The sequence below is a fragment of the Mycobacterium sp. 1245801.1 genome, from assembly GCF_001673055.1.
GTDB classification, from domain to species: domain Bacteria; phylum Actinomycetota; class Actinomycetes; order Mycobacteriales; family Mycobacteriaceae; genus Mycobacterium; species Mycobacterium europaeum_A.
The window spans coordinates 17049-42710 of record NZ_LZKY01000409.1; the positions used below are offsets into that span (position 1 = coordinate 17049).

At 68.8% G+C, this 25662-nt stretch carries 31 protein-coding genes and 4 pseudogenes; 10 read left to right on the forward strand and 25 right to left on the reverse strand.

Going from position 1 to position 25662, the window contains the following annotated elements; genetic code table 11:
- Positions 1-3 precede the first annotated feature (3 nt).
- From A5622_RS26185 to A5622_RS26240, 13 genes and pseudogenes are all read right to left on the reverse strand, one after another.
- Entirely contained in the window at positions 4-759 is a 756-nt protein-coding gene (locus A5622_RS26185) for a YebC/PmpR family DNA-binding transcriptional regulator (RefSeq protein WP_066863840.1), read from the reverse strand.
- 137 nt (positions 760-896) lie between these two features.
- Positions 897-1496 (reverse strand): pyridoxal 5'-phosphate synthase glutaminase subunit PdxT, encoded by a 600-nt coding sequence (pdxT, locus tag A5622_RS26190; RefSeq protein WP_066882165.1) that lies wholly within the window; start codon positions 1494-1496, stop codon positions 897-899.
- A gap of 7 nt (positions 1497-1503) precedes the next feature.
- A complete protein-coding gene (tesB, locus tag A5622_RS26195) occupies positions 1504-2343 on the reverse strand; it encodes an acyl-CoA thioesterase II (RefSeq protein ID WP_066882166.1) in 840 nt (279 codons plus the stop codon).
- 9 nt (positions 2344-2352) lie between these two features.
- Entirely contained in the window at positions 2353-3264 is a 912-nt protein-coding gene (pdxS, locus tag A5622_RS26200) for a pyridoxal 5'-phosphate synthase lyase subunit PdxS (protein WP_066863831.1), read from the reverse strand.
- A 69-nt stretch (positions 3265-3333) separates the two neighbouring features.
- A complete protein-coding gene (locus tag A5622_RS26205; RefSeq protein WP_066882168.1) occupies positions 3334-4359 on the reverse strand; it encodes an NUDIX domain-containing protein in 1026 nt (341 codons plus the stop codon).
- A complete protein-coding gene (locus A5622_RS26210) occupies positions 4359-5483 on the reverse strand; it encodes a glycosyltransferase family 4 protein (RefSeq protein ID WP_066882170.1) in 1125 nt (374 codons plus the stop codon). Before A5622_RS26210 ends, A5622_RS26205 begins: the two co-directional genes overlap by 1 nt.
- The gene (locus A5622_RS26215) at positions 5483-6421 is read right to left on the reverse strand and encodes a phosphatidylinositol mannoside acyltransferase (RefSeq protein ID WP_156753098.1); all 939 of its coding nucleotides are present in this window, start codon (positions 6419-6421) and stop codon (positions 5483-5485) included. The genes A5622_RS26210 and A5622_RS26215 overlap by 1 nt, the downstream gene beginning before the upstream one ends.
- 44 nt (positions 6422-6465) lie before the next feature.
- Complete coding sequence (gene pgsA, locus A5622_RS26220) at positions 6466-7113, reverse strand: phosphatidylinositol phosphate synthase (RefSeq protein WP_066863819.1); 648 nt, start codon at positions 7111-7113, stop codon at positions 6466-6468.
- A gap of 1 nt (position 7114) precedes the next feature.
- Positions 7115-7214, reverse strand: a pseudogene (locus A5622_RS30885) (hypothetical protein); the annotation flags it as partial.
- A complete protein-coding gene (locus A5622_RS26225; protein ID WP_066863818.1) occupies positions 7211-7795 on the reverse strand; it encodes an HIT domain-containing protein in 585 nt (194 codons plus the stop codon). The gene A5622_RS26225 and the pseudogene A5622_RS30885, both read right to left, overlap by 4 nt.
- A 2-nt stretch (positions 7796-7797) precedes the next feature.
- On the reverse strand, positions 7798-9864 hold the full coding sequence (thrS, locus tag A5622_RS26230; RefSeq protein WP_066882174.1) for a threonine--tRNA ligase: 2067 nt from the start codon (positions 9862-9864) through the stop codon (positions 7798-7800).
- A 68-nt stretch (positions 9865-9932) separates the two neighbouring features.
- On the reverse strand, positions 9933-10559 hold the full coding sequence (locus A5622_RS26235) for a PaaI family thioesterase (RefSeq protein ID WP_066882176.1): 627 nt from the start codon (positions 10557-10559) through the stop codon (positions 9933-9935).
- Between the two features lie 36 nt (positions 10560-10595).
- The gene (locus tag A5622_RS26240) at positions 10596-11480 is read right to left on the reverse strand and encodes an aldo/keto reductase (protein ID WP_231999645.1); all 885 of its coding nucleotides are present in this window, start codon (positions 11478-11480) and stop codon (positions 10596-10598) included.
- A 58-nt stretch (positions 11481-11538) separates the two neighbouring features.
- On the opposite strand from A5622_RS26240, the gene A5622_RS26245 reads away from it, so the two are divergent.
- On the forward strand, positions 11539-12039 hold the full coding sequence (locus A5622_RS26245) for a DUF1990 family protein (RefSeq protein WP_066866084.1): 501 nt from the start codon (positions 11539-11541) through the stop codon (positions 12037-12039).
- Positions 12040-12042: 3 nt separating this feature from the next.
- Here A5622_RS26245 and A5622_RS26250 read toward each other — a convergent pair whose 3' ends face one another.
- The gene (locus tag A5622_RS26250) at positions 12043-12498 is read right to left on the reverse strand and encodes a DoxX family membrane protein (protein WP_066882215.1); all 456 of its coding nucleotides are present in this window, start codon (positions 12496-12498) and stop codon (positions 12043-12045) included.
- A gap of 91 nt (positions 12499-12589) precedes the next feature.
- On the opposite strand from A5622_RS26250, the gene A5622_RS26255 reads away from it, so the two are divergent.
- Positions 12590-13288, forward strand: a complete 699-nt coding sequence (locus tag A5622_RS26255) for a metalloregulator ArsR/SmtB family transcription factor (RefSeq protein ID WP_066882178.1) — start codon at positions 12590-12592, stop codon at positions 13286-13288.
- On the opposite strand, the gene A5622_RS26260 is transcribed toward A5622_RS26255, so the two are convergent.
- The 5 genes from A5622_RS26260 to fdxA form a co-directional block, all read right to left on the reverse strand.
- Positions 13269-14225, reverse strand: a complete 957-nt coding sequence (locus tag A5622_RS26260; protein WP_066882180.1) for a nitronate monooxygenase family protein — start codon at positions 14223-14225, stop codon at positions 13269-13271. The genes A5622_RS26255 and A5622_RS26260 overlap by 20 nt on opposite strands.
- A gap of 5 nt (positions 14226-14230) precedes the next feature.
- A complete protein-coding gene (locus tag A5622_RS26265) occupies positions 14231-14575 on the reverse strand; it encodes a cupin domain-containing protein (RefSeq protein ID WP_066882182.1) in 345 nt (114 codons plus the stop codon).
- Positions 14576-14625: 50 nt separating this feature from the next.
- Positions 14626-15051 (reverse strand): hypothetical protein, encoded by a 426-nt coding sequence (locus A5622_RS26270; RefSeq protein WP_066882184.1) that lies wholly within the window; start codon positions 15049-15051, stop codon positions 14626-14628.
- Positions 15048-15674, reverse strand: coding sequence for a metalloregulator ArsR/SmtB family transcription factor (locus tag A5622_RS26275; protein ID WP_232003047.1), 627 nt, complete (start codon positions 15672-15674; stop codon positions 15048-15050). Before A5622_RS26275 ends, A5622_RS26270 begins: the two co-directional genes overlap by 4 nt.
- A gap of 87 nt (positions 15675-15761) precedes the next feature.
- On the reverse strand, positions 15762-16109 hold the full coding sequence (gene fdxA, locus A5622_RS26280) for a ferredoxin (RefSeq protein ID WP_066882188.1): 348 nt from the start codon (positions 16107-16109) through the stop codon (positions 15762-15764).
- A gap of 144 nt (positions 16110-16253) precedes the next feature.
- Between fdxA and A5622_RS26285 the strand changes: the two are divergent.
- The 4 genes and pseudogenes from A5622_RS26285 to A5622_RS26300 form a co-directional block, all read left to right on the forward strand.
- Positions 16254-16790 (forward strand): annotated as a pseudogene (locus tag A5622_RS26285) (methyltransferase domain-containing protein); the annotation flags it as partial.
- A 165-nt stretch (positions 16791-16955) separates the two neighbouring features.
- Positions 16956-17165, forward strand: a complete 210-nt coding sequence (locus A5622_RS26290; protein WP_197505270.1) for a hypothetical protein — start codon at positions 16956-16958, stop codon at positions 17163-17165.
- A 178-nt stretch (positions 17166-17343) separates the two neighbouring features.
- On the forward strand, positions 17344-17607 hold the full coding sequence (locus tag A5622_RS26295; protein WP_066882193.1) for a hypothetical protein: 264 nt from the start codon (positions 17344-17346) through the stop codon (positions 17605-17607).
- A gap of 96 nt (positions 17608-17703) precedes the next feature.
- Complete coding sequence (locus tag A5622_RS26300; protein WP_066882195.1) at positions 17704-18351, forward strand: TetR/AcrR family transcriptional regulator; 648 nt, start codon at positions 17704-17706, stop codon at positions 18349-18351.
- Here A5622_RS26300 and A5622_RS26305 read toward each other — a convergent pair.
- From A5622_RS26305 to A5622_RS26325, 5 genes are all read right to left on the reverse strand, one after another.
- A complete protein-coding gene (locus tag A5622_RS26305; RefSeq protein ID WP_066882197.1) occupies positions 18339-19568 on the reverse strand; it encodes a lyase family protein in 1230 nt (409 codons plus the stop codon). The genes A5622_RS26300 and A5622_RS26305 overlap by 13 nt on opposite strands.
- Positions 19565-20128 (reverse strand): protocatechuate 3,4-dioxygenase subunit alpha, encoded by a 564-nt coding sequence (pcaG, locus tag A5622_RS26310; protein ID WP_066882199.1) that lies wholly within the window; start codon positions 20126-20128, stop codon positions 19565-19567. Before pcaG ends, A5622_RS26305 begins: the two co-directional genes overlap by 4 nt.
- Positions 20121-20894, reverse strand: a complete 774-nt coding sequence (pcaH, locus tag A5622_RS26315; protein WP_066882201.1) for a protocatechuate 3,4-dioxygenase subunit beta — start codon at positions 20892-20894, stop codon at positions 20121-20123. The genes pcaG and pcaH overlap by 8 nt, the downstream gene beginning before the upstream one ends.
- A gap of 66 nt (positions 20895-20960) precedes the next feature.
- A complete protein-coding gene (locus tag A5622_RS26320) occupies positions 20961-21446 on the reverse strand; it encodes a hemerythrin domain-containing protein (protein ID WP_066866110.1) in 486 nt (161 codons plus the stop codon).
- On the reverse strand, positions 21443-22414 hold the full coding sequence (locus A5622_RS26325) for a Rieske 2Fe-2S domain-containing protein (RefSeq protein WP_066882203.1): 972 nt from the start codon (positions 22412-22414) through the stop codon (positions 21443-21445). The genes A5622_RS26320 and A5622_RS26325 overlap by 4 nt, the downstream gene beginning before the upstream one ends.
- A gap of 277 nt (positions 22415-22691) precedes the next feature.
- Between A5622_RS26325 and A5622_RS26330 the strand changes: the two genes are divergently transcribed.
- The 4 genes and pseudogenes from A5622_RS26330 to A5622_RS26345 form a co-directional block, all read left to right on the forward strand.
- Positions 22692-24038 carry a Rieske 2Fe-2S domain-containing protein gene (locus A5622_RS26330; RefSeq protein ID WP_066882205.1) on the forward strand — a complete coding sequence of 449 codons (1347 nt, stop codon included), beginning with the start codon at positions 22692-22694 and terminating at the stop codon, positions 24036-24038.
- Complete coding sequence (locus tag A5622_RS26335) at positions 24035-24571, forward strand: 3-phenylpropionate/cinnamic acid dioxygenase subunit beta (RefSeq protein WP_066882207.1); 537 nt, start codon at positions 24035-24037, stop codon at positions 24569-24571. The genes A5622_RS26330 and A5622_RS26335 overlap by 4 nt, the downstream gene beginning before the upstream one ends.
- The gene (locus tag A5622_RS26340; RefSeq protein WP_066882209.1) at positions 24568-24834 is read left to right on the forward strand and encodes a dihydrodiol dehydrogenase; all 267 of its coding nucleotides are present in this window, start codon (positions 24568-24570) and stop codon (positions 24832-24834) included. The genes A5622_RS26335 and A5622_RS26340 overlap by 4 nt, the downstream gene beginning before the upstream one ends.
- Positions 24831-25493, forward strand: a pseudogene (locus A5622_RS26345) (SDR family NAD(P)-dependent oxidoreductase); the annotation flags it as partial. The gene A5622_RS26340 and the pseudogene A5622_RS26345, both read left to right, overlap by 4 nt.
- 65 nt (positions 25494-25558) lie before the next feature.
- Here the strand turns inward: A5622_RS26345 and A5622_RS30375 are convergent.
- A pseudogene (locus tag A5622_RS30375) lies at positions 25559-25624 on the reverse strand (hypothetical protein); the annotation flags it as partial.
- Between the last annotated feature and the right edge of the window lie 38 nt (positions 25625-25662).

Consider the following 25662-nt stretch of genomic DNA (forward strand, 5'->3'; position numbering starts at 1 on the left):
GGCCTATTCTTCGTCGAGCGCGGCCAGCACCTCGTCGGACAGGTCGACGTTCGTCCAGACGTTCTGCACGTCGTCACTGTCCTCCAGGGCGTCGACGAGCTTGAACACCTTGCGCGCGCCCTCGACGTCGACCGGCACGCTGACGGACGGCTGGAAGCTGGCCTCCGCGGACTCGTAGTCGATGCCGGCGTCCTGTAGTGCGGTGCGTACCGCGACCAGGTCGGTCGGCTCGGAGATGATCTCGAAGCTGTCGCCGAGGTCGTTGACGTCCTCGGCGCCGGCGTCCAGCACCGCGGTCAGCACGTCGTCCTCGGTCAGGCCGTTCTTCTCCAGCGTGACGACGCCCTTGCGGGTGAACAGGTAGGACACCGAGCCGGGATCGGCCATGTTGCCGCCGTTGCGGGTGACCGCGACCCGGACCTCGCCGGCGGCCCGGTTGCGGTTGTCGGTCAGACACTCGATGAGCACCGCCACGCCGTTGGGCCCGTAGCCCTCGTACATGATGGTCTGGTAGTCGGCGCCGCCGGCTTCCTCGCCCGCCCCACGCTTGCGGGCGCGCTCGATGTTGTCGTTGGGCACCGAGGTCTTCTTCGCCTTCTGGATGGCGTCGTAGAGCGTCGGGTTGCCCGCCGGGTCACCGCCGCCGGTGCGGGCGGCGACCTCGATGTTCTTGATCAGCCGGGCGAACTCCTTGCCGCGGCGCGCGTCTTTGACGGCCTTCTGGTGCTTGGTGGTGGCCCACTTGGAATGGCCGCTCATCGCTGTCCTATCTGAAAGTCCTCTTGTTTTTGTGGCCAGACGAGTCTACGTGGACGCCCGATGCGCCGACCGTCACGCCAGCATGGCAGTCGTTACCGGACGTCACTCCTGCGTGACGCTCGGCGGCCCCGGTGCGGTCAAACGTCACCTCCGGTGACGAGGTCGACGAACAGGTGGTGGATGCGCCGGTCGCCGGTCATCTCGGGGTGAAACGCCGTCGCCAGGTTGCGTCCTTGCCGCACCGCGACGCCATGTCCGGCCGCGCTGGCCAGCACCTCGACGCCGTCGCCCGTGCGCTCCACCCAGGGGGCGCGGATGAACACCGCGCGCACCGGATCGTCGAGCCCAGCGAACGGGATGTCACCCTCGAACGAGTCGACCTGTCGTCCAAAAGCGTTGCGCCGCACCGTCATATCGATCGCCCGCAGCGGTAGCGCCTCGCGCCCGCCCGCGCCGGCGTCCAGAATCTCGCTGGCCAGCAGGATCATTCCGGCGCAGGCGCCGTAGGCGGGCAGCCCGTCGGCCAGCAGGCCCCGCAACGGCTCCAGCAGCCCGAGATCTCCCAGCAGATGGCTCATGGTGGTCGATTCGCCACCGGGGATGACCAACCCGTCGACCGACTCGAGCTCGCTGCGCCGCCGCACCGGCATCGATTCGGCGCCGGCCTCGCCCAGGGCGGCCAGGTGTTCGCGGGTGTCGCCCTGCAGCGCCAGCACCCCGATCCTGGGATGGGTCACGGCGCGCTCACGTCGGCTGGTATCCGCGCTTGAAGCGGGTCAGCCCCTCCTGCATGACCGCCGCGACCATCTCACCGGACTGGGTGAAGATCTTGCCCTGGCACAGCGAGCGGCCGCCGCTGGCCGACGGCGAGCTCTGGTCGTAGAGCAGCCATTCGTCGGCCCGGAACGCCCGCATGAACCACATCGCGTGGTCCAGCGACGCCACCTGCAGGTGCTCGCGCACGTCGAGATGGGTGACCTGGGCCGATCCCAGCAGCGTCAGGTCGCTCATGTAGGCCAGCGCGCAGATGTGCAGCACCGGGTCGTCCGGCAGCGGATCACGATGGCGGAACCACACCTGCTGCTGGGAAGCCTTGCCCGGCGACAGCTGCAGCCGATCGCGCGGCACGATGCAGACATCCCACTCCTCGAACTGCTTGAATCCCGCGTCGTCGAAGACCTTGATCGAGTCCAGCCCCGGCAGCCCGTCCGGCGGCGGCGCGGCCGGCATCGGGTCCTGGTGGTGGATGCCCTCCTGGTCGGTATGGAAGGAGGCGCCCATGGAAAAGATGATTTCGCCGTGCTGGATGGCGTTCACCCGCCGGGTGGCGAAGGACCCGCCGTCGCGGGAGCGCTCGACGATGAAGACCGTGCGCTCCTTGGCGTCCCCGGGCCGCAGGAAGTACCCGTGCAGCGAATGCACCTGATAGTGCGGGTCGACGGTGCGCACCGCCGACACCAGCGACTGCCCGGCTACATGCCCCCCGAAGGTGCGCTGCAAAAATCCCGACTCTGGGCTGAAGATGCTGCCCCGGTAGATGTTGACCTCGAGTTGCTCGAGATCAAGAATCTCTTCGATCGCCACGGAGAAGTTTTACCAGCCGCGTTCGGCCAGCCGGTGCGGCTCCGCGATCTGTTCGACGTTGATGCCGACCATCGCCTCGCCCAACCCGCGCGACACCTTGGCCAGCACGTCGGGGTCGTCATAGAACGTGGTCGCCTTGACGATCGCGGCAGCGCGCGCGGCGGGGTCACCGGACTTGAAGATGCCCGAGCCCACGAACACGCCCTCGGCGCCGAGCTGCATCATCATCGCCGCATCCGCCGGGGTGGCGATGCCGCCCGCGGTGAACAGCGTCACCGGCAGCTTGCCCGCCCGGGCCACCTCCACGACCAGGTCGTAGGGGGCCTGCAATTCCTTTGCGGCCACGAACAATTCGTCTTCGGACAGCGATGTCAGGCGGCGGATCTCGCCGCCGATGGCCCGCATGTGCGTGGTCGCGTTGGAGACGTCGCCGGTGCCGGCCTCGCCCTTGGAGCGGATCATGGCCGCGCCCTCGCTGATGCGCCGCAGCGCCTCACCGAGGTTGGTCGCCCCGCACACGAACGGCACGGTGAACTTCCATTTGTCGATGTGGTGGGTGTAGTCGGCCGGGGTGAGCACCTCGGACTCGTCGACGTAGTCCACGCCGAGGCTCTGCAGGATCTGCGCCTCGACGAAGTGGCCGATGCGGGCCTTGGCCATCACCGGGATGGTCACCGCGGCAATGATGCCCTCGATCATGTCCGGGTCGCTCATCCGCGACACCCCGCCCTGGGCGCGGATGTCGGCGGGCACCCGTTCCAGCGCCATGACGGCCACGGCGCCGGCGGCCTCGGCGATCTTGGCCTGCTCGGGGGTGACGACGTCCATGATGACGCCGCCCTTGAGCATCTCGGCCATGCCGCGCTTGACGCGCGCCGTCCCGGTTCGCCCGTTGCCGTTCGGGGGGTGGGCGGTACTCACTGCTTGATCTCCTTCAACCGTTGTCGACCCAGTCTAATGAGGCGCTTTGGCCGCGTTCACCACGCGGAGTCAGCGGATGGACAGCAGCGGGCCGGGCGCGCGGCCGCCGGCCAGCGCGGCCGCGTCGGTGAGCAGTCCGGATAGCTGCATGGGATACACCGTCTCCCCCGCCGCCACCAGCTGCGCGATGTCAGCAGCGTCACACCAGCGGTGGCCGTGGATGTAGCTGCGTTCCAGCTCGGTTCGTCCGGTGCGCGACGGCTCGAACCGCCGGGTGCGGTAGACGAAGTAGAACTCCTCGCTGTCGATCACCGAGCCGTTGAACTCGAAGACCTCGTCGCGGCGCCAGACCGGCCCGATCATCTCGGCCGGCGCGACCCGCAGGCCGGTTTCCTCGGCCAGCTCCCGCGCGGCGGCCTCGGCCAGCCGCTCCCCTTGCTGAACTTCGCCGCCCACCGTGAACCACCATTTCGGCGCGTGCCGCTCGGCCAGCGCGGGGTCCGACCCGCACAGCAGCAGCACCGCGCCGGTCTCGTCGAGCAGCACGACGCGCGCCGAGGTGCGGTGGTTGAGGACGCCGTGATCGCCGTGGGCCAGCGCGTGTGGTCGCTCGACGATCTCGAAATAGCTCGGCAGCGCCGCGGTGCCGCCCAGGTGAAAGAGCCGCACCAGGGGCCGTTCGGCCAGGGCCAGGGTGTCGCGGACCGCGTCGTTGTGGAAGCGGCGGGCCAGCACCACCCGGGCCTCGGCGTCGGCCAGCTCGGCGATCAGCCCGGCCGGCAGCGACGCCGGATCGACGACGGCCAGCGCGGCCGACAGCTCGTTCTCGGCGTTCTCCCGCGCGGGCCGGGGCGCGCCTTCGGCGGCGTCGGCCAGCGCCGCCAGCCGTCGCCCTTCGGACGCGCCGCCGTAGGCGTCGATGGCGACCGCGCGCGACACCACCGCGCGCCGGGCCAGCGCGCCGTCGAGTGCCTGCCAGGACAGGTCGTAGCGGACGTGCAGCCGGTCCAGCCGGTTGGCGGTCCGGTAGGCCCAGGCGCCGACGACCGCCAGCACCGCGACGAAGACCGCGATGGCGACAATCAGCCATGTCATCAACTGGCCACCTCAACCTTGGCGCCTGACGCGGCGACCGTCTCGTACACCCGCATGATCTGGCTGGCGACCACTGACCAGTCGTAGCGCTGGACAGCTGCCGAACCGGCCGCCACATATCGTTCCCGCAGCACATCATCCTCCAGCACCGCGATCAGCGCATCGGCAAGCGCGTCGCTGTCGCCGACGGGCACCAGGCAGCCCACGTCACCGTTGGCCAGCACGCGCCGGAAGGCGTCCAGGTCGCTGGCCACCACCGGCGTCCCGGCGGCCAGCGCCTCGACGAGGACGATGCCGAAGCTCTCCCCGCCGAGGTTGGGCGCGCAATACACGTCCGCGCTGCGCATGGCCGAGGCCTTCCCGGCATCGTCGACCTGGCCCAGAAAGCGGATCCGGTCGACGAATTCGCCTGCCGCGACGCGCAATTGGTCCTCGTCGCCGCGGCCGACGACCAGCAGCTGCACGTCATCGAACCGCTCGACCAGCCCGGGCAGCGCCTCGAGCAGCACCGACATGCCCTTGCGCGGTTCGTCGTAGCGGCCCAGGAACAGCACGGTCTTGCCGGCGCGCGGGTAGCCGTCCAGGGGCGGCGCGGAGGCGAACGAGGCGACGTCGACGCCGTTGGGGATCTCCACCGCGTCGGTGCCCAGCGCCTCCATCTGCCAGCGTCGCGCCAGGTCGGAGACCGCGATCCGGCCGACGATCTTCTCGTGCATCGGGCGCAGGATGCCCTGAAACACCGTCAGCGTCAGCGATTTGGTGGTCGACGTGTGAAACGTCGCCACGATCGGGCCCTCGGCGATGTTGAGGGCCAGCATGGACAGGCTCGGTGCGTTCGGCTCGTGCAGGTGCAACACGTCGAATTCGCCTTCGGCGAGCCACTTTTTGACCTTGCGATGGGTGGCCGGCCCGAACCGCAGCCGGGCCACGGACCCGTTGTAGGGAATCGGGACGGCCTTGCCGGCCGAGACGACGTAGTCGGGCAGCGCGGCGTGCGGCGAGGACGGCGCGAGCACGCTGACGTCATGGCCCCGGGCGCGCATCACCTCGGCCAGTTGCAGGACGTGCGACTGCACCCCGCCCGGAACGTCGAACGAGTAGGGGCAGACCATCCCGATCCGCATCAGGTGTCCTTTAGCCGGGCCTGCTTGGCTTCCGGGAGGTCGGCCAGCCACTGCGGCTGCATCATGTGCCAGTCCTCGGGACGGGCGGCGATGTTCTTGGCGAAATGATCGGCCAACACCTGGGTGATGGCGCCGACGTCGCCGCCGGTGCAATCCAGCGGCGACTGTATGTCGACGCCCCAGCCCCGGTCCTCGAACCAGCAGTGCGCCGGCAGCAGGGCCGCGCCGGTCGCGATCGCGAGCTTCGCCGGCCCGGCCGGCATCCGGGTGGGCTCACCGAAGAAGTCGACCTGCACGCCGGTGCGGGTCAGGTCGCGCTCGGCCATCAGGCACACCACCCGGTTGGCCCGCAGCCGATCGCACAACACGTCGAACGCCGGCCGCTCTCCCCCGGACAGCGGCAGCACCTCGAAGCCGAGGCCCTCGCGGTAAGCGATGAAGCGCCGATACAGCGACTCGGGTTTGAGGCGCTCGGCGACAGTGGTGAAGGTGCCGTGGGTCTGCGCCAGCCATACCCCGGCCATGTCCCAATTGCCGCTGTGCGGCAACGCGATCACGGCGCCGCGGCCGCTGGCCAGCGCCGCCTCGATGTTCTCTCGCCCCAGCACCGAGTCGTGCAGCGCGCGGCCCACCGCAACCAGGTCCATGCCCGGCAGCCGGAAGGCCTCGCGCCAGTAGCGGGCGTAGGAGGCCAGCGAGGCCCGCATCAGCGAGTCCGGCACCTCCTCGGGCGGCACAGCAATGACGCGGGCCAGGTTCTTGCGCAGCTGCTCGGGGCCGCCGCCGCGCGCGGCATAGCGAGCCCCGGCCTCGAAGGCGTTGCGCGCGGCGAACTCCGGCATCGCCCGCACCGCCATCCACCCCGAGGCGTATGCCCAGTCGGCGCCCATCCCGCCGGTCAGGCGGCCCACCGTCCGGCTGGCCAGCTGGCGGGCCATCCGGCGTTGCGCCCCAAGCGTTTTCATGCCCGGCGGAGTGGGAATCACGGGCCGTCCGATCCGACCAGCCGGTCGGTCGCGCCCGGCGAGGTGCGCACCGCGTGCAGCCGCTGCGCGCAGGTGAGCAGGCTGGCCAGCGCCAGCACCCACATGGCGACCGGCAGCGCGGGCGGCCAGGCGACGTAGGGAAAGTCCGACACGCCCGCGCCGACCAGCACGATGATCAGCCGCTCCGGCCGTTCGATCAGGCCCCCGTCGCCGCGCAGCCCGCTGGCTTCCGCGCGGGCCTTGATGTAGGAGATCACCTGCGAGGTGACCAGGCAGATCAGCGTCGCCACCGCCAGCAGCTTGTCGTGCAGGCCGAAGACGATCCACCACAGCAGCCCGCAGAACACCGCGCCGTCGCTGACCCGGTCGCAGGTGGCGTCCAGCACCGCGCCGAATCGGGTGCCGCCGCCGCGTTCCCGGGCCATCGCCCCGTCGAGCATGTCGAAGAGGACGAAGAACCAGACCACCAGCGTGCCGATGAACAGCTTGCCCATCGGGAACAGGATCAGCGCCCCGGCCACCGCGACGATGGTGCCCAGGACGGTGACGACGTCGGGGGTCAATCCCAGCCGCAGGCATGCCCGTGCGGTCGGAGTGGTCAGCCGCGCGAACGCCGCCCGCGACAGGAACGGCACTCTACTCATGCGCGCCGCTCTCCCCCGCAAGCGGGAGGCGCCCCCGCCTCATCGCTTCGTCCCCCGCAAGCGGGTGGTACCCCCGCTGCATCGTCGCCGGCGCAGCTCATGGTTGTTTCGTCCACTCCGTGGCCAGCAGTTGACGCGTCTCGCGCAGCAATTGCGGGATCACCTTGGACCCGCCGATGATGGTGATGAAATTCGCGTCGCCACCCCAGCGCGGCACCACGTGCACGTGCAGGTGTTCGGCCAGCGAGCCACCCGCCGACGTCCCCAGGTTCAGGCCGACGTTGAAACCGTGCGGCCGGGACACGTTCTTGATGACGCGAATCGCCTTCTGAATGAAGGACATCAGCTCCGCGCTTTCCGGGTCGGTCAGATCCTCGAGTTCGGAGACCCGCCGATAGGGCACCACCATCAGGTGGCCGGGGTTGTACGGGTACAGGTTGAGCACGGCGTAGACGAGTTCGCCGCGGGCGACCACCAGACCGTCTTCGTCGGCGAGGTGCGGAATGTCGGTGAACGGCTGCTCGCTCTTGCTCGACGAGTTGGGGTCGCGCTTCAGCGGCGCCTCGGCCAGGTAGGTCATCCGGTACGGCGTCCACAGCCGCTGCAGGTGGTCTTGCTCGCCGACACCCCTGTCCAGGATGGTGTCATCGGTGCCCTGCTCGGCGGGTTGGCGATCACTCACAGTCACTCACCACTTGACACTTTCACGAGTTCGGCTGTGGGCACGGAATTCTCGCGATCGGCGATCCACTTCACGATCGCGTCGACCGCGCTGTCGCGGGGCACGCCGTTGATCTGGGTGCGGTCCCCGAACCGGAAGCTGACGGCGCCGGCCTCGACGTCGCGGTCGCCGGCCAGCAACATGAACGGGACCTTCTGATTGGTGTGGTTGACGATCTTCTTGGCCATCCGGTCGTCGCTGGCGTCGACCTCGATCCGCACCCCGTGCGATTTCAACTGTGCGGCAATGCTTTCCAGGTATTCCACGTGGTCGTCGGCGACCGGTATGCCCACCACCTGCACCGGCGCCAGCCACGCCGGGAACGCCCCCGCGTAGTGCTCGGTGAGGATGCCGAAGAATCGCTCGATCGATCCGAACAGCGCGCGGTGGATCAGCACCGGCCGCTGCCGCGACCCGTCGGACGCGGTGTATTCCAGCTCGAATCGGTCGGGCATGTTGAAGTCGAGCTGGATGGTCGACATCTGCCAGCTGCGGCCCAACGCGTCCTTGACCTGCACCGAGATCTTCGGGCCGTAGAACGCCGCGCCACCGGGGTCGGGAACGAAATGCAACCCGGACGCCACGGCGACCTCGCGCAGGACTTCGGTGGCCTCGTCCCACATCTCGTCGGAGCCCGAGTACTTCTCCGGGTCCTTGGTGGACAGTTCCAGGTAGAAGTCGTTGAGCCCGTAGTCGGCCAGCAGGTCGAGCACGAAGCGCAGCAGCGAGGTCAGCTCGTCGCGCATCTGCTCGCGCGTGCAGTAGATGTGGGCGTCGTCCTGGGTCATGCCGCGCACCCGGGTCAGGCCGTGCACCACGCCCGACTTCTCGTAGCGGTACACGCTGCCGAATTCGAAGAGCCGCAACGGAAGCTCGCGGTACGAGCGGCCGCGCGACCGGTAGATCAGGTGGTGCATCGGGCAGTTCATCGGCTTGAGGTAGTAGTCCTGCCCGGGCTTGCGCACCGTGCCGTCCGCGTTGAACTCCGCGTCGAGGTGCATCGGCGGGTACATGCCGTCGGCGTACCACTCGAGGTGGCCCGACGTGATGTACAGCTGCTCCTTGGTGATGTGCGGGGTGTTGACGAACTCGTAGCCGGCCTCGATGTGCTTGCGCCGCGAGTACTCCTCCAGCTCGCGACGGATGATGCCGCCCTTGGGGTGGAAAACCGCCAGGCCGGAACCGATTTCGTCGGGGAAGCTGAACAGGTCCAGCTCGACGCCCAGCCTGCGGTGGTCGCGGCGCTGGGCCTCTTCGATCAGCTCGAGGTAGGCGTCCAGCGCCTCCTGTGACTCCCAGGCGGTGCCGTAGATGCGTTGCAGACTGGCGTTGCTCTGGTCGCCGCGCCAGTAGGCGGCCGAGCTTCGGGTCAGCTTGAACGCCGGGATGTGCTTGGTCGTCGGGATGTGCGGACCGCGGCACAGGTCACCCCAAACCCGTTGCCGGGTACGGGGATTGAGGTTGTCATAGGCGGTGAGTTCGTCATTGGAACCAGGGGGGCCGACCTCCATTATTTCGGGGTCGCCGGACTTGTCGTCGACGAGTTCGAGCTTGTACGGCTCGTTGGCCAGCTCGGTGCGCGCCTGGTCCTTGGATTCGTACACCCGCCGCTCGAACAGCTGGCCCTCTTTGACGATCTGGCGCATCCGCTTTTCCAGCTTGGCCAGATCTTCCGGTGTGAACGGCTCCGGCACGTCGAAGTCGTAGTAGAAGCCGTCGGTGATCGGCGGCCCGATCCCCAGCTTGGCTTGCGGGAACAGCTCCTGGACGGCTTGGGCCAGTACGTGTGCCGCCGAATGCCGGATGACGCTGCGGCCCTCGTCGGTGTTGGCGGCCACCGGGACCACCTCGGCGTCGACGTCGGGCGTCCAGCTCAGGTCGCGCAGCTTTCCCGAGTCGTCGCGCACCACCACGACGGCATCGGGCGTGCCCCGCCTCGGCAACCCGGCTTCGCCGACCGCGGCGGCCGCGGTGGTCCCGGCGGGCACCCGGATAGGGGCAAGCGGGACGTGGTTGGCGGGGGCGCTCATGAGGCTGGTTCTCCAAGGTTGGTCGTGTGAGGCGTCGATCGCTGCAATGCTATCGGGGCCGACCCCGCTCAGGGCTGGCCAGGTTTGAGCCGCACGAACAGCGCTTCGGCTTCGGTCAGCAATCGATCGCCGTCGGTCAGCCGGCCCGACACGAAGATCTTGCGCCCGTCCACCCGATCGACGCCCGCGTCGAACTGCAGTTCCTTTTCGATCGGGACGATGTGGCGGTAGTCGATCTTGAGGTAAGCGGTGCGCTGGCGCGGGTTGCCGGTGAGCACCGAGGCCGACAACCCAAGGACCGAGTCGAACAGCATGCCCAGCGCGCCGCCGTGCACGGCGCCATTGCGGCCCAGGTGGAACCGGGCGAAGCGGGCCTGGCCGTGGACGCGGCCGTCGTCGCCTCTGTGCGCCGACATCGGGATGGTCAGGATGTTGCCGCGCATCGGCAGGTCCATCCGCCGGCCCGACGGGGACGCCCATTCGTCGGCGTCGTACGGGGCCAGCAGCGCCGACACCTTCTCCAGCAGGTCGGCCGCCTCGGTGATCACCTCATCGGGCGCGTCGGCGGCCCGGGCGTGATCCTGCAACGAGCGCACGGCGTCGATGAACCTGCCGTAGTCGGGCCCGCCCTTGGTCGTCGGTTCCGGCGGATTGAACCCGCCGCCGGGGTGTCGCTGGTGTTCGGCCACCACCACACCGTATTGCCCGGCCGGCGGGCTTTCGCGCGGTGGTTAGGCCGGCTGCTGGGCGCCGGCCGCCGACAACGTCTCGAATTCGTCGTCGGACAGCTCGATCTCGGCGGCGGCGACGTTCTCCTCGAGGTGCGCGACCTTGGACGTCCCCGGGATCGGCACCATCACCGACGAGCGTTTCAGCAGCCAAGCCAGCGCCAACTGTGACGGCGAGGCGTCGTGGTCGGCGGCGATGCGCTGTAGCGGGCCGTCGGCGGCCGCCAGCGGCCCGGCCGCCAGCGGGAACCACGGGATGAACCCGATGCCCTGTTTGGTCGCCTCGTCGAGCAGCGGCTCGGCGCTGCGGGCCGTCAGGTTGTACATGTTCTGCACCGACACGATCTCGGTGATGCGCAGGGCGGTCTTCAGCTGGTCGACGTCGATCTCGGACAGGCCGATGTGGCGGATCTTGCCTTCGTTCTTCAGGGTGAGCAGCTCGCCCACCTGGTCTTCCAGCGGGAAGTTCGCATCGATGCGGTGCAGCTGGAACAGGTCGATGGTGTCGACGCCCAGCCGGCGCAGGCTCATCTCGCATTCCTGGCGCAGGTAACTCGGGTTGCCCAACGGAATCCAGACGTCGGGGCCCGTGCGCAGCAGCCCCGCCTTGGTCGCGATCACCAGGCCGTCGTAGGGGTGTAGCGCCTCGCGGATGATCTCCTCGGAGTAGTACGGGCCGTAGGAGTCGGCGGTGTCGATGAAGTTCACCCCGAGTTCGACGGCCCGCCGCAGCACCCGGACGCACTCGTCGCGGTCGTCGGGCGGGCCCCACACGCCCTTGGCCGTCAGGCGCATGGCGCCGAAGCCGAGTCGGTTGACGGTCAGGTCACCGCCGAAGGTGAATGTTCCGGACGCCCCTGCAACAGTTTTCGTGTTTTCTGCGGTCACACCTTTAGACCGTACGCGCCGAATGCCACCGCGCATCCCGGCGTGGCAAGCTGAGCACGTGGACCTGCGCGCGCTCGAGGAACTACCCCTGACCTACCCCGAAGTGGGGGCGACCGCGAGCGGCGATCTGCCCGCCGGCTACGACCATCAACACGCCGAGCGCCAAATCGGCACGGGCCAGCAGCGTTTCGAGCAGGCCGCGGCCGCCGTCATGCGCTGGGGCATGCAGCGCGGGTCCGGGTTGCGCGTGCAGGCCAGCTCCGAGATCGCCGTCGTCGACGCGGTGGTGGTGGTGAAGCTCGGCTTTGTGCCGGCACCCTGCCGCGTCGTCTACGTCGTCGACGAACCCGACATCCGCGGCTTCGGCTACGGCACCCTGCCGGGCCATCCGGAGTCCGGCGAGGAACGCTTCGTGGTGCGGCGCGACCCGGCCACCTCGGCGGTGTACGCGGAGGTGTCGGCCTTCTCCCGGCCCGCGACCTGGTGGAGCAAGGCCGGCGGGCCGGTGGTGAAGGTCGGTCAGCGCCTCATCGCCAGGCGCTACCTGCGGGCGGTGTGACCGTCATCGGGTGGTGACGGCACCCCCGATGGCGCCCGTGTGCACGCCCTGCGCCAGCCGGGCCAGCGCGATTGCGCCGACGAGCAGACCGAAGTCGCGCAGCGCGACGTCGTAGAAGCCGGGCCCGCTGACCAGGTCGATGATGATGCCGGCCAGCCACGCCGCGACCACCCAGGCGCCGAGCCGCGGGGCCACCGCGACCAGCAGCCCGGCCACGATCTCGATGACCCCCACCAGGTACATGCACTGATCGGCGGTGCCGGGCACCAGATCGTCGATCCATCCGGCCAGGTACATGCTCCAGCGATGCGGGTGCGTCAGCAGGTTGAAGAACTTGTCCAGGCCGAAAACGATGGGCGCGACCGTGAATACGGCGCGCAGCGCGAAGTATGCCGAGTAGGCCGGATCCCGCAGCTGATCGGCCAGGGCGTTGGTGGTTCTGACGTGGCTGGTGCTCATGGCGACCTCCATTTCTAACGGATAATAGTTTGAACGTTAGAGTGGGTAGACTGTAGCGTCAAGCATTTTGTCTGTTAGAAAAGGGTAGTCGATGGACGACGCGGACGCCCTGGAGCGCGACGCCGCTGGTATCGGCGCGCTCGCCGACCCGGTGCGCCGCCGGCTCTATCAGTTCGTGTGCGCCCAACCAGGGCTCGTGAGCCGCGACCAGGCGGCCGATGCGGTGGGAATCCCCCACCATCAGGCCAAGTTTCACCTGGACCGGCTCACCGCCGAGGGTCTGCTGGAAACCGAGTTCGCGCGCCTGACCGGCCGCTCCGGGCCCGGCGCCGGACGGACCTCCAAGCTGTATCGGCGGGCGCGCCGCGACATCGCCGTCAGCCTTCCGCAGCGCGAATACGAGCTGGCCGGGCGCCTGATGGCGACGGCCATCGCCCGCTCGGCCGGTACCGGGGAGCCGGTCACCGAGGTGCTCAACCGCGTCGCCCGCGAGTACGGCCACTCGATCGGCGCCGGCAAGCGACCGCCCGCCGACGCCGCGACCGCGCTGCGGCGCGCGGTCAGCCTGCTCGGCCGGTACGGCTACGAGCCGCGGTTTTCCGACGACGAGGTCGAGCTCGCCAATTGCCCCTTCCACGCGCTGGCCCAGGAGCAGACGGAGCTGGCCTGCAACATGAACCACGCGCTGCTCACCGGCGTGGCCGACGCGCTCGCACCGCACGGCCCCGACGCCCGGCTCTGTCCCGGCCCGGACCGCTGTTGCGTCGTGCTCAGGCCCGCCCGCCGGTAGGCCCCCAGCGGGACAGCAATTCCTCGGCGCCGGTACACATCTCGTCGAGAACGTCGGCCACCGACGCGTCATCGCGGATCATCCCCACGCCCTGACCGGCATCCACCGGCGCGATCCGGCAATCGCCGGCGGCGATCGCGGCGGCCAGCTCATCGCAAGCGCCCGCGTCCAGCGCCTCCTCGTGGCCAGTCCAGTGCTCGACGAAGTCGTTGGCCAACACCCGCGACGGGAAGCGCGCGGGCCAGGGCAGCCCCTTGGCGACGTCGAAGACCCGCGTGACGGCGGTGTCGGTCTCGGTTGCCGTGACCAGCGCCCGACGGCCCGTGTCGCCGGTCAACGCCTCCGGACACGCCGACAACCGGGTACCCACCCACGCCCCGCTGGCGCCGGCGGCCAGCACCGCGGCCAGGCTGCGCGCCGAGGCGACACCGCCGCCGGCCAGCACCGGCACCGAGACGGCGTCCAGCACCGCGTCCAGCAGCGGCAGCAGGCCCAGCTTGTCCTCGCCATGTCCGCCGCCCTCGGACCCGCGCGCGACCAGGATGTCGACGCCGGCGTCGACGGCCCGGCGCGCCCCGTCGCTGTCGTAAACCTGTGTGACCGTGGGGATTCCGGCGTCATGCGCCTTGGCGACCCACGACCATTCGGTGCCGAAGCTGATCGACAGCAGCGCGGGCCGGGCGGCCAGCGCGTCCTCGAGCAGCCCGGCCTCGTTGCGCATCACCCAGTCGACCATGCCGATGCCGAACCTGCCCTGGACGTGCTGGAGCTGCTCGGCCAGTAGCTCTCGGGTCGCGACGCTGCCCATGCCGACCATGCCGAGGCCGCCGGCCGCCGTCACCGCCGCGGCCAGGCGGCCGCCCGCGACGCCGCCCATCGGGGCGTTGACGATGGGGACCCGCAGTCCGAAGCTCGTTGACCAGGGCGTCGACAACATCGGGGCTAGTGCGCCGACGGAATGGTCTTCAGCACGGTCAGCAGGACCACCGAATCCTCGGCCGCGTGCAGGGCGTGCCGTTCGGCCGGAATCGCGACGTATTCGCCGGCCTTGCCGTCCCAGGCGTCGCCGCTGGTGGTCAGCCGCACGTGGCCCTGCAGCACCTGCAGGGTCGCCTCGCCGGGGCTGTCGTGTTCGGACAGGTCGTGGCCGGCCAGCAGGGCCAGCACGGTCTGGCGAAGCTCGTGGCTGTGACCGCCGTGGATGGTGTGGGCGGCGCGTCCGCTGTGCGATTGCTTGGCCTCGGCGATCTTTTCGGCCGAGAGGTCGGTCAGCGAGATGGAATCCATGTCGGTCCTTCGAACTTTGCAAGGCCGCCTGGAGCCTCGTCGGTGGGCAGTTAGCCGCTCAGTAGCAGTATCCCCGCCACCACGAGGGCGACCACCTTGACCGCCTCCAGCGCGACGTAGAAGTAGTGGGCGCGCGAGCGCGGTCCGTCCGATCCGGCGAGCACCCTGTCCGCACGACGGGTCAGCGCCGGACGCACCGCGACCAGCTGGATCGCCAGGGCGGCGACCGCGACGGCGACGGCCACCGTGACGCCCGCCCGGGTGGGACCGGCCACCACGATGGCCCCGATGACCAGGGCGAAGGCCACCTCAACGGTGTTCAGCGCCCGAAAGACCAACCGCCCGATGCTCAGTCCGATCTGCAGCGTCACATTGGGCGCCCGGAATTTCAGCGGGGCTTCCAGGAACGAGATGGCCAGCACCATGCCGAGCCAGACGAAGGTCAGCGCGACGGCAAACGCTGTGCCGGTGGTCATTTGGCCGCCCCTTGCCGCGTCAGGTGAGCCACACACAGGTCCGGCTCGACGAATGGGTCGAGCCGGTCCACCGAGACGGGCGCCCCCCAGGTCTCCATGGCTCCCTGCATGAGGCCCAGATGCACCGGGCACACCACGCTGGAGCGGTTTTCGGCCAATTCCAGAAACGGGCAGTGCCGCAACCCGACCTGCTGCTGCCCGTCGCTCACCCGGCGCTCGGGGGCGAAGCCGAGTTCGTCGAGCACGTCGATCAGATGGGCGATCGCCTCTTCGGCGCCGTCGGCGTCGTCGGGCAACGGGTGCAGCTCGGCGTCCATCTTCTGCCCCCACGCCCGGCCCGCGGCTAGGGCCTTGGGCCCGGGATCGCGCTCGGTGGCAAACGCCGTCGCCAAAATCTCTGCCAGCAGCCGATAGTGCCGCGTACCGCCGCGATCCATCTGCCGAACCGCCCGGAACATCAGCGGCGGCCTGCCCGGTCCCTTGCGGCCCAATTCGACGAGTTCCACCTGGCCGTCGGCGACCAGGCTGTCGAGATGGAAGCGAACGGTGTTGGGGTGCACGCCCAGCACGTCGGCGATCCCGGCGATGCTCATCGGATCCGGCGACGCCCGCAACAGCCGCATCACGGCCCGCCGCCGGCCGGCCGATTCCCCGCCCGACGAGTCCTGCGACTTGTCCACCTTCAACGCGCCCCTCCCGCTGCTTGCCCGTTACGCCTCGGTGACACTGGGCTGGCCCGCCACCAGCGGTGTATCGACACCGAGCGGACCGAGCTTGCCCGCCCCGCCCGGGGACCCCAAGGGGGCATCGCGACCCGGCAGCGTCTCCGCGAAGAACGCCTCATTGTCTGCCAGGTGCGGTTTGAGCTCCTCGGGCAGGTCATCTTCGTAGTAAATCGCCTCCACCGGACATACCGGTTCGCACGCGCCGCAATCGACGCATTCGTCGGGATGAATGTAGAGCGCCCGGCCGCCTTCGTAAATGCAATCCACCGGGCATTCGTCGACGCAGGCGCGGTCCATCACATCGATGCATGGCTTCCCGATCACGTAGGTCATGCGCTAGAGTTTACACAACGCCACTTGTAAAAACTAGAGCCGAAGTCGGAGAACCCATGGCGGCCAACGAACTTGACGTGCGCGGGCTGCGCAAGCCCGACCTGCATCCGAGGATCAAGCCGCTGGAAAGCTCTGCGGGGCAGGAGATCTGATGCCAGGACAACGAGCAGGTTTGCGGCCGACACCGGATTGCCCGACGCCAGCGGCGATGTCGTCATCTCAGAAGCGATGCTGAGCATGCAGGGCGACGCGGCCAAGCGGGCCATCGTCGCGGAGGCGGCGCGGGTATTGCGGCCTGGCGGACGCTACGCGATCCACGAGCTCGCCCTCACTCCCGACGACGTGCCCGAGGAGATCAGCACCGAGATCCGGCAGGCACTCGCCCGGGCGATCAAGGTGAACGCCCGGCCGTTGACGGTCACGGAATGGTCGAACCTGCTCGCCGAGCACGGACTGGTGGTCGACCAGGTCGCGACGGCGCCGATGGCGCTGCTGCAGCCGCGCCGGCTGGTGTCCGACGAAGGGCTTCCCGGCGCGCTGCGATTCGCCAGGAACGTGCTGGCGCATCGCGACGCCCGCAAGCGGGTCCTGACCATGCGCCGCACGTTCCACAGGCACCGCAAGCGGCTGGCCGCCGTCGCCATCGTCGCCCACAAACCGGAATCCCCGGGCACCGCCTGACATCCGCTGCACCGCTTCGACCTTCGCCTTTGCACTCCCGGCGACTTTGGGCCCGTTCCGCAATCTGTGCGTGACGGTTTAGTGACGCCCCCTGACGTAACTTGGCTGCGGCAGTTGCGGGGAGAACAAAGGAGATTGCCGGCTATGGGTGTTACCCCACCGTTGTTGACGGAGTCCGACCTCGACGCGCTGGCGTCGGACTTCCTGCAGTCGCATTACCTCGGATCGATCTACGCCGATTGGTCACCGGACCGACGGCTCGACGTGTTCCTGCGACGGCGGGGCCTCGTACGGGTGGCCAACGACGGCGACCTGTCCCACAACGTTTTGGAACGCATCATGGACCGGGGCCGCGCCACGATGGCGCGGCATTGACCCAACCGTTATTTCCGTAGGGCCAGGTAGGCGATCCGATGACCAAAAACCTCAAAAAAACGCGATTTCGCGCGGCGAAAATACCGGCCAACGCATTGGTACAGACGTACTATTGCGCCCTAGAGCTGAACGCGCCGCCGGGGTCGGATGAGTCGTTGAGGCTAGCGGGGAGGGCACGATGAATTCACCGAAATGGATGGTTCATTGGTCGCAGCGCAGGCCGACGGCCACGATCTACCAGCTGACCGACCGCCTCCACAAGGGACACATCGCTCGGGTGCCCGCGCACCAGATCACGGCGACGGTGGCGGCGTGGCTGGCCGACCTCGGTGCCGACAGCCCGTTGGTCGACGAGCTCGAGCGCGCGGTGTGCGGCGGCGACTGGGCGGCCGCGCACGCGCTCAGCGAGTGCTTGTCCATCGAGATCGCGGTGGCCGACTGAGAAGTCGCCAGCAAAGCGCGGTTCTTAATCGACATTATTGCTGGTTTTCATCGACAGTTTTGGTGACGTATATCGGCGTGCCCAACAGTTGCGGACGTGTCCGACCTCCCGACACAAACACGGTATCCGCAGGCCTCGCGGGGCCGCCGCGCGTCAAACCACTGTCGTGACGACCGCGAGCAGGCGATACTCGCCACCGCCGAGCGGCTGTTGCAAGAACGGCCGCTGGCCGACTTTTCCGTCGACGACCTAGCAAAAGGCGCCGGGATCTCGCGGCCCACCTTCTACTTCTATTTCCGGTCCAAAAACGCGGTGCTGCTCTCGCTGCTCGACGAGATGAACGGCAAGGCGCAGGCGGCGCTGGGCGCCCTCGACGTGGTGTCATCCGGTGACCCCGAAGCGATCTGGCGGGCGCGCATTGAATCGTTCTTCGAGGTGTCCGGGTCGCACCGGGCGGTCGCCGTCGCCGGTGCGGCGGCCACGGCGACCAACCCGGAGGTGCGGCAGCTGTGGTCGGCGCTCATGAGCAGCTGGATCGCCTACACCACCATCGCGATCAAAGCCGAGCGCGGCCGCGGCGCCGCCCCCGACACCATCCCGGCCGCGGAATTGTCCGTGGCGCTCAACATGTTGAGCGAGCGGATGATGGCCGCGGCGTTCACCGCCGAGGATGGGGCCGTCCCCGAAGACCGGGTGATCGACACCCTGCTGCACATCTGGCTGGCCAGCATCTACCAGCGCTGAGCGAGCGCCGTTGCCGCACGGCTCAGGCCCGCGTCGATCAGCTGGTCGGCGGCGCCGACGTAGGTGGCGGACGCCTGCTTGCCCACCAGGTCGGCGATCGCCCGCTGCTCCCCCAAAACGTCCGTCGCGGCCAGGTTTTCGGCCATCCGCTGCGTGTGTACGGTCAGCCCCGCGAGCAGTTCGCCGCTGTGGGATGCCGCGACCAGGGTGCGCCGGGCCAGGGTGCGCAGGGTGTCCCATTCGGCGTGCCATGCCCCGTCGGGACGTTCGTCGCCGGTCAGCGCCGCCGCGGTGTGCAGCGTCGCGGCCAACGGGGGTGCGGCGATCGCGGCACGGCGGATCAGAATGGAGAGCACCGGATTTCGCTTGTGCGGCATCGACGACGAGCCGCCGCGGCCGGCCACCGCCGGCTCGCCGAGTTCGGCGATCTCCGGGCGGGCCAGCGTGACGACGTCGGAGGCGATGCGGCCCCAGCAGTCGGTGCAGCCGACGAAGGCGTCCGCGGCCGCGGTGACGGGCGCGCGGGCGGTGTGCCACACGGGCCGCTCGGCCAGGCCCAGTGCGGTCGCCGTGGCGTGCACCAGTTGCAGCGCGACCCCGGCCGGGTCGGTGGTACCGGTGAGCAACGTCGCCAGCTCCGTCGTCGCCGCCAATGTGCCCGCGGCGCCGCCGATCTGGATCGGTGTGGTGAGCGCGGCCACCCGCTCGAACGCGTCGACGGTCGCGTTGAGCCAGGCGGTGGCCTTGGCGCCGAAGGTGGTGGGCGCGGCGTGCTGGGTGAGCGTGCGGGCCACCATGGGGGTGGCCCGGTGCCGGGTGACGAGTTCGGACAGCGTGGAAATATGCTGGGCCAGTTGGGTTGTCAGGTCGTCGACGGCGGCGCGCACGGCCAGCATCAGCCCGGTGTCCAGGACGTCCTGGCTGGTGAGTCCGCGGTGAATCCAGGGCGCGACGGCCGGTTCGGCCCGCTGTCGTAGCAGCTTCACCAGCGGAATGGCCGGGTTGCCACCGTCCTCGGCGCCGACCGCCAGGGCCTCGCAATCGTGGGGTGTCACCAGATCCGACAGGTCCGCCGCCGCGCAGCCGGCCGGAGCCAGGCCGGCGGCCACCAGGGCGCTCAGCCACGCGGATTCCGTCGCGACCATCGATCCCAGCAGGGCCGCGTCGGTCAGGTGCTCACCGGCGCGATGGTCACCGGGCCACAACAGGTTGCTCATCGCGCGCCTTCGGAGTACGCCAGGAACACGGTCTCGGCCGGGCCCTGCAGATGGATGTCGAATCGGTAAGCGGCGCCGTCGTTTTCGGCGACGCAGAACAATGTGGGGCGGCGTTCGGCGGCGACCGCCGCCAGCAGCGGATCGGTGTGCGGGTCGGCGCCGGGCAGGTAGGCGCGGGTGAACAGCCGGTTGAGCAGTCCCCGCGCGAACACGGTGAGCGCGAAGAACGGCGGCGCCCCGCTGGCCGCCGGGCCGGGGGTCAGCGTGGTGAAGGAGTAGGTTCCGTCGGGGTCGGTCGCGCAGCGGCCCCATCCGGTGAACAGGGCGTGCTCGCGGCGCAGCGAACCGGGCTGCCGCACAACGTTTCCCGCGGAGTCGGGTTGCCACAGCTCCACCAGGGCGTCCGGGACGGCGACGCCGGCCCCGTCGTACACGGTGCCGTGCAGCCGGATGGCCCCCGGGTGGCCGGCGTCGACCATCAGGTTGTCACCGGGATACGGCAGTCCCAGATCGAGGAAGGGGCCGACGGTTTGCCCTGGCGTGCAGGGGAATTCAGTCATGCTCGCCCTGCGCCGGGGTCCGAGCAGCGCCCGCCAGCACGATGTCCCACCGGTACCCGGTGGCGTATTCCGGCTCGGTGACGTCGTGGTCGTAGCGGGCGATCAGTCGTCGGCGTGCGGCGGGATCGAGGATCGACTGGAAGATCGGGTCCAGCTCGAACATCGGGTCGCCCGGAAAATACATCTGGGTGACCAGTCGCTGGGTGAAAGCCGTTCCGAAAACGGAGAAATGGATGTGCGCCGGGCGCCACGCGTTGTGGTGGTTGCGCCACGGGTACGGGCCGGGCTTGATGGTCAGGAACCGGTAGCTGCCGTCCGGCCCGGTCAGGCAGCGGCCCGCGCCGGTGAAGTTCGGGTCCAGGGGCGCCGGGTGCTGGTCGCGCTGATGGCGGTAGCGCCCGGCGGCGTTGGCCTGCCAGATCTCGACCAGCTGGCCCGCGACCGGCCGGCCGGCGGAGTCCAGGACGCGTCCGGTGACGACGACGCGCTCCCCTATCGGCTGGCCCGCCTGGCCGGCCGTCAGGTCGGCGTCGCGAGGGTCGACGTCCTGATCGCCGAAGCACGGTGCCCAGCGCTCGACGCCCTCGGGATCGACGACCACCAGGGGCTGCTTGGGATGGCGCAGCATGGTGCCGCGGTACGGCGGGTAGTCGAGCCGCGGCTGCCCGTGGTGCGGCCCAGCCGAGGCGGTGCCCCGGTATTGCGCTGCGATGCGGGCGATCTCCGCCGTGATGTCAGCCTGGCAAGCGACCCGCTCGGCGTCCATGTGCCGTGAGGCTACTCTCGGTGGCCCACCGAATCCCGCAAGCGGGCGATGTCGCCGACCAGACGTTTAGAGGGCGCGCACCAACGCCGCGCGGCCCTTGGTCCGCAGGCGGTGCAGGGCCGAGCCGCGATATTGCTCGATCTTGGCGGCCATCTTGTTGCCCAGCTCCTCGATCTGCGCGTCGGTGATCTGCACCTCCGGCGGAGCCGGGATCATGTCGCGTTCCTCTTCGTCGGCGTGCGCCTCCAGCACGGTCTTGAACGAGTTCCACTCGTCCTCATAGCCGGGTGCGCTCTGCGGCGTCTTGAGCAGCACCGAAAGCTGGTCTACCACCTGGCGGTGCTCGGCATGGGCGACTGCGATCAGCTTGCTGGCATCCTTGAGCGCCGGGTAGTACAGGTCGTCCTCGATGCGGAAGTGGATGTCGAGTTCGATCAGCAGGTCATCGAAAAGGGCATGGCGCTCTTCGGAATTCACCGGTGCGTCGCTGATCTTGCGGCCGAGGCCCTTGATCACGATGTGGTGTTCCTTCAAGACGTCGTAGGCGTTCACTTGACTCCTCCTTTTGCGATCCCTACCGCGCCGCCGGGAGCGGGCTGCCGCTCGCCGCGGACTTCGACCACTCCGTCGACCAACCGGGCCTCGTAACACGGCAGCGGCGCCGCGGCCGGACCGCGCACCACCTCGCCGGACTCGGCCGCGAACCATGAACCGTGCCAAGGGCAAACCAGCCGGCCGCGGTCCAGCCAACCGTCGGCCATCGGCGCGGCCAGGTGCGGACAGAATTCGCCGTACGCCGCGACCTCACCGGGCTTGGTCTGGCAGACCACCAGGCCCACTCCGTCGACCTCGACGCGCACCGGCTTGCCGTTCAACGAACTCGCGGGCAGCACCGGCGTCCACGTGGAGGTGCGCAGCCGCGGACCGGACTGGTCGATGCCGATCCCGGATTCGAAGACCAGCGCGCCGCCCAGGTAGCTGCCGGCGACGGTGATGGCGTAGCCCAGGGCGGTGAGCGCGATGCCGCGACCGTGGCGGCCCTTGTGCCGGTCCCACCAGGACTGCAGGTACAGCGCGGTGGCGGCCACGTTCACCAGGCCGTGCACGGCGCCGACGCGGCGGTCCTCCTCGTGGGTGTGCTGCCAGTCGGTGACACCGGTGAGGGCCGAGCCCAGGCTGGCCAGGATGCCCACCCCCAGCGCGCGCGAGGCGAATCGGGAGGCGTCGACGACCTCGGATGCCGGCTGGCCGGGCAGGATGCTGAGCGCGTCGAGCGCCACCGTCGTCCCCAGGGCGCCGCTGGTCAGCGACGCCAGCGACGGGTGCACCGGGTGCCCCAGCCAGACGCCGTTGAGTGCGTTGGTGACGGTGTTGCGGGCGCCGCCGAGCCCGTTGTAGGCGAAGCTGAGCAGATGTTCGAACCGATAGCTCGGTCGGTCGATCCACTCCTGGCGCCCGATAGCGGCCAGGACCCTCGATCCGACCTGCTGCAATCGACCCCCTCGTGGCCGACCAACCATGGCACCAGTTCCTTCCTCAGATCAGTAGAAAACCACGGTTAATCACCGCAAAACCGAATGATTACCCGTTGTTTACGCCGCGCTCACGGGCGCGGAGTGGCTGTCGTGAACCACCGTAGCCGCGGGCTTCGGCCGCGTAGTTGCGTGCAGCCTGTGAGTTGGCACTAAGCATTCTTGTAGAAACCTGATGGTGTGGCTGCCTGGTGATTGACCTGCGCCCTCGGCTGCGGGACTCTACTAAGCGGAGAACATTTCTGTAGAACAGAAAGAACCGGTAATGGCAGACCCGTGCCCCGACTTGGTCGAGGTGTTCGAGAACGTGCGCCGGGGGATGATCCCCGCGCACATCTACAACGACTCCGAGCTGTTCGCGCTGGAGAAGCAGCGGCTGTTCGCCCGGGCGTGGACGTTCGTGGGGCACGAGTCGGAGATCCCGCAGGACGGCGACTACATGGTGCGCCGCGTGCTCGACGACTCGTTCATCATCACCCGAGGTTCCGACGGCACGGTGCGGGCCCTGTTCAATATGTGCCTGCATCGCGGGATGCAGGTCTGTCGCGCGGAGATGGGAAACGCCTCCAACTTCCGCTGCCCCTACCACGGCTGGACCTACCGCAACGACGGCCGGCTCACCGGGTTGCCGTTTCACCGGGAGGCCTACGGCGGCGACGAGGGCTTCGCCAAGGGCCAAACCCTGTTGCCCGCACCGAAATTCGCCAGTTACAACGGCTTGCTGTTCATCAACATGGACCGAGGCGCCGAACCGCTCGAAGAGTTCCTCGGCGACTTCAGGTTCTATCTGGACTACTACACCAGGCAAAGCGCCGGGGGCGTCGAGGTGCGCGGGCCGCAACGCTGGCGGATCAAGGCCAACTGGAAGATCGGCGCGGAGAACTTCGCGGGCGACATGTACCACACCCCGCACACCCACGCGTCCATCGTCGACATCGGGTTGTTCCGGGAGCCTAAAGCGCAGAAGCGAAAGGACGGCGCCACCTATTGGGCCCACCGCGGCGGTGGCACCACCTACAAACTTCCACCGGGCGGCTTCGAGGAACGGATGCGCTACGTCGGCTATCCCGACGACATGATCGGCCGGATCAAGGGCGTCTGGACACCGCAACAGCAACGGGTGGTCGGCGAGGACGGCTTCATGATCTCGGCCGCCACCTGCTTTCCCAACCTCAGCTTCGTGCACAACTGGCCCAAGGTGCACGACCGGGAAGACCAGGTGCTGCCGTTCATCTCCATCCGGCTGTGGCAGCCGATCAGCGCGAACGAGACCGAGGTGTGCTCGTGGTTCGCAGTGGACTCCGCCGCTGCGCCGCAGTACAAACAAGACTCGTACAAGGCGTATCTGATGTGTTTCGGATCGACCGGCATGTTCGAACAAGACGACGTGGAGAACTGGGTGTCGCTGACCACCACCGCGGGCGGCTCGATGGCGCGACGGCTGCTGCTGAACAGCAGGATGGGTCTGCTCGCCGACGACCGCCCGGTCATCGAGGCGTTGTCGCCCAACGCATTCCACGGGCCCGGCCGCGCGCAGGTCGGCTACAACGAACACAATCAGCGAGCGTTGCTGAATATGTGGGCCGACTATCTGCAGCGGGTCCCGGCATGAGAAAGCCATTGCCATTCAACGACATTCGTCATCTCCAGGCGCATCAGTTCCTGGTGGACGAGGCATACCTGCTCGACGCCCAGCGGTATGAGGCGTGGCTGGACACCCTGACCGACGACGTCCGCTACGTCATGCCGGTGCGCGTCACGACCGCGCGCGGCGCCGGGTTCGACACCTCACCCGGCATGGACCATTTCGACGAGGACAAATACTCGCTGAGCCAGCGGGTCGCGCGCATGGGCACCGAGCACGCGTGGGCCGAGGACCCACCGTCGCGGCTGCGCCATTTCATCACCAACGTGCGCACCTTTGAGCCCGACGACCCAGCAGACACAGCGCACCTGGTCGTCGAATCGGCCGAGCTGCTGTTCCGCAGCCGGGGCGACGTCAACGACGGCGCCCTGCTGTCCTGCGGGCGCGAGGACGTGTTGCGCTGGAGTGATGAATCCAAAAAGACACTGAAGCTGGCCCGGCGCAAGATCATCGCCGACGAGTCGGTGCTACGGATGCAGAACCTGGCGGTGTTCTTATGAACGACGAGCTGCAGCGGCTGCTCGACGGCGCGGTCGGCGAAGCGATCAGCGTCGCAAACGAATTCACCGAGGTCGTGGTGCGCCGGGTCGACACCCGTAACGGGTCACGGCTGTTGATCAGCGCACCCAGATCCGGCCAGTGGATCACCCTGGACGCGCTCGAAATCGAGGCACTGACCTGGCAGAACCCCCGTACCCTGGCTGCCATGGTCGGCAATTCCCAGGCGCCACTGCTGCCCGACGACGGCGAACCCCAGCCGTGACCGGCTGGCTGGAAGGCAAACGTGCCCTGGTCGTGGGCGCAGGTTCGGGCATCGGACGGGCCGTGGTGGCGGCCTTCGGCGCCGAGGGTGCGAATGTTGCCGTGCTGGAACGTGATCCACACAAGTGCGACGCGCTGCGCCAGCAGTTGCCGCAGGTGCCGGTGATCGAGGGCGACGCCACCACCCGGGAGGCCAACGACCGGGCCGTCGCCGCCGCGGTGGATACCTTCGGCGGGCTGGACACCCTGGTCAATTGCGTCGGGGTGTTCGACTTCTACCGGGGTGTGGGCGACATCGAGGCCGACGCGCTTGCTGAGGCGTTCGACGAGATGTTTCGCACCAATGTGCTCAGCCATCTGCAATCGGTCAAGGCGGCGATCCCGGCCCTGCGGGCCGCGCCGGGATCCTCGATCGTGCTGACCGAGTCCGCGTCGTCGTTCTACCCCGGGCGCGGCGGCGTGCTCTACGTGTCGTCGAAATTCGCTGTGCGCGGCCTGGTTTCGGCGCTGGCCCACGAACTGGCCCCGCAGGTCCGGGTCAACGGGGTGGCACCCGGCGGCACGCTCAACACCGACCTGCGTGGCCTGTCCAGCCTGGGACTCGACGCGACCCGGCTGGACGACAGCCCGGACCGGGCGAGCGACATCGCCGCGCGCACCCGCAACGACATCCGGGCCAGCGCGTCGAGGCTGATGGCCTGCAGCACCGCCTGCGCCACCGTGGCGGCGGCGCTGGTGATTCCGTGTCCCCGGCAGATCACCACCGGACGGCCGCGCATCGCCGCCACCATCTCCTTGCCCAGGCGCGAATTTCGGATCAGCACCGCGC

Excerpts from the sequence above, each read along its gene's own strand:
- A5622_RS26185 (WP_066863840.1), bottom strand. The coding sequence starts at position 759 with ATGAGCGGCCATTCCAAGTGGGCCACCACCAAGCACCAGAAGGCCGTC.
- A5622_RS26205 (WP_066882168.1), bottom strand. The coding sequence starts at position 4,359 with ATGACATGGCTGATTGTCGCCATCGCGGTCTTCGTCGCGGTGCTGGCG.
- A5622_RS26210 (WP_066882170.1), bottom strand. The coding sequence starts at position 5,483 with ATGCGGATCGGGATGGTCTGCCCCTACTCGTTCGACGTTCCGGGCGGG.
- A5622_RS26215 (WP_156753098.1), bottom strand. The coding sequence starts at position 6,421 with ATGGCCCGCCAGCTGGCCAGCCGGACGGTGGGCCGCCTGACCGGCGGG.
- pgsA (WP_066863819.1), bottom strand. The coding sequence starts at position 7,113 with ATGAGTAGAGTGCCGTTCCTGTCGCGGGCGGCGTTCGCGCGGCTGACC.
- thrS (WP_066882174.1), bottom strand. The coding sequence starts at position 9,864 with ATGAGCGCCCCCGCCAACCACGTCCCGCTTGCCCCTATCCGGGTGCCC.
- A5622_RS26250 (WP_066882215.1), bottom strand. The coding sequence starts at position 12,498 with ATGAGCACCAGCCACGTCAGAACCACCAACGCCCTGGCCGATCAGCTG.
- A5622_RS26255 (WP_066882178.1), top strand. The coding sequence starts at position 12,590 with ATGGACGACGCGGACGCCCTGGAGCGCGACGCCGCTGGTATCGGCGCG.
- A5622_RS26260 (WP_066882180.1), bottom strand. The coding sequence starts at position 14,225 with ATGTTGTCGACGCCCTGGTCAACGAGCTTCGGACTGCGGGTCCCCATC.
- A5622_RS26265 (WP_066882182.1), bottom strand. The coding sequence starts at position 14,575 with ATGGATTCCATCTCGCTGACCGACCTCTCGGCCGAAAAGATCGCCGAG.
- A5622_RS26270 (WP_066882184.1), bottom strand. The coding sequence starts at position 15,051 with ATGACCACCGGCACAGCGTTTGCCGTCGCGCTGACCTTCGTCTGGCTC.
- A5622_RS26275 (WP_232003047.1), bottom strand. The coding sequence starts at position 15,674 with ATGCGGCTGTTGCGGGCGTCGCCGGATCCGATGAGCATCGCCGGGATC.
- fdxA (WP_066882188.1), bottom strand. The coding sequence starts at position 16,109 with ATGACCTACGTGATCGGGAAGCCATGCATCGATGTGATGGACCGCGCC.
- A5622_RS26295 (WP_066882193.1), top strand. The coding sequence starts at position 17,344 with ATGAATTCACCGAAATGGATGGTTCATTGGTCGCAGCGCAGGCCGACG.
- A5622_RS26305 (WP_066882197.1), bottom strand. The coding sequence starts at position 19,568 with ATGAGCAACCTGTTGTGGCCCGGTGACCATCGCGCCGGTGAGCACCTG.
- pcaG (WP_066882199.1), bottom strand. The coding sequence starts at position 20,128 with ATGACTGAATTCCCCTGCACGCCAGGGCAAACCGTCGGCCCCTTCCTC.
- pcaH (WP_066882201.1), bottom strand. The coding sequence starts at position 20,894 with ATGGACGCCGAGCGGGTCGCTTGCCAGGCTGACATCACGGCGGAGATC.
- A5622_RS26325 (WP_066882203.1), bottom strand. The coding sequence starts at position 22,414 with ATGGTTGGTCGGCCACGAGGGGGTCGATTGCAGCAGGTCGGATCGAGG.
- A5622_RS26330 (WP_066882205.1), top strand. The coding sequence starts at position 22,692 with ATGGCAGACCCGTGCCCCGACTTGGTCGAGGTGTTCGAGAACGTGCGC.
- A5622_RS26335 (WP_066882207.1), top strand. The coding sequence starts at position 24,035 with ATGAGAAAGCCATTGCCATTCAACGACATTCGTCATCTCCAGGCGCAT.
- A5622_RS26340 (WP_066882209.1), top strand. The coding sequence starts at position 24,568 with ATGAACGACGAGCTGCAGCGGCTGCTCGACGGCGCGGTCGGCGAAGCG.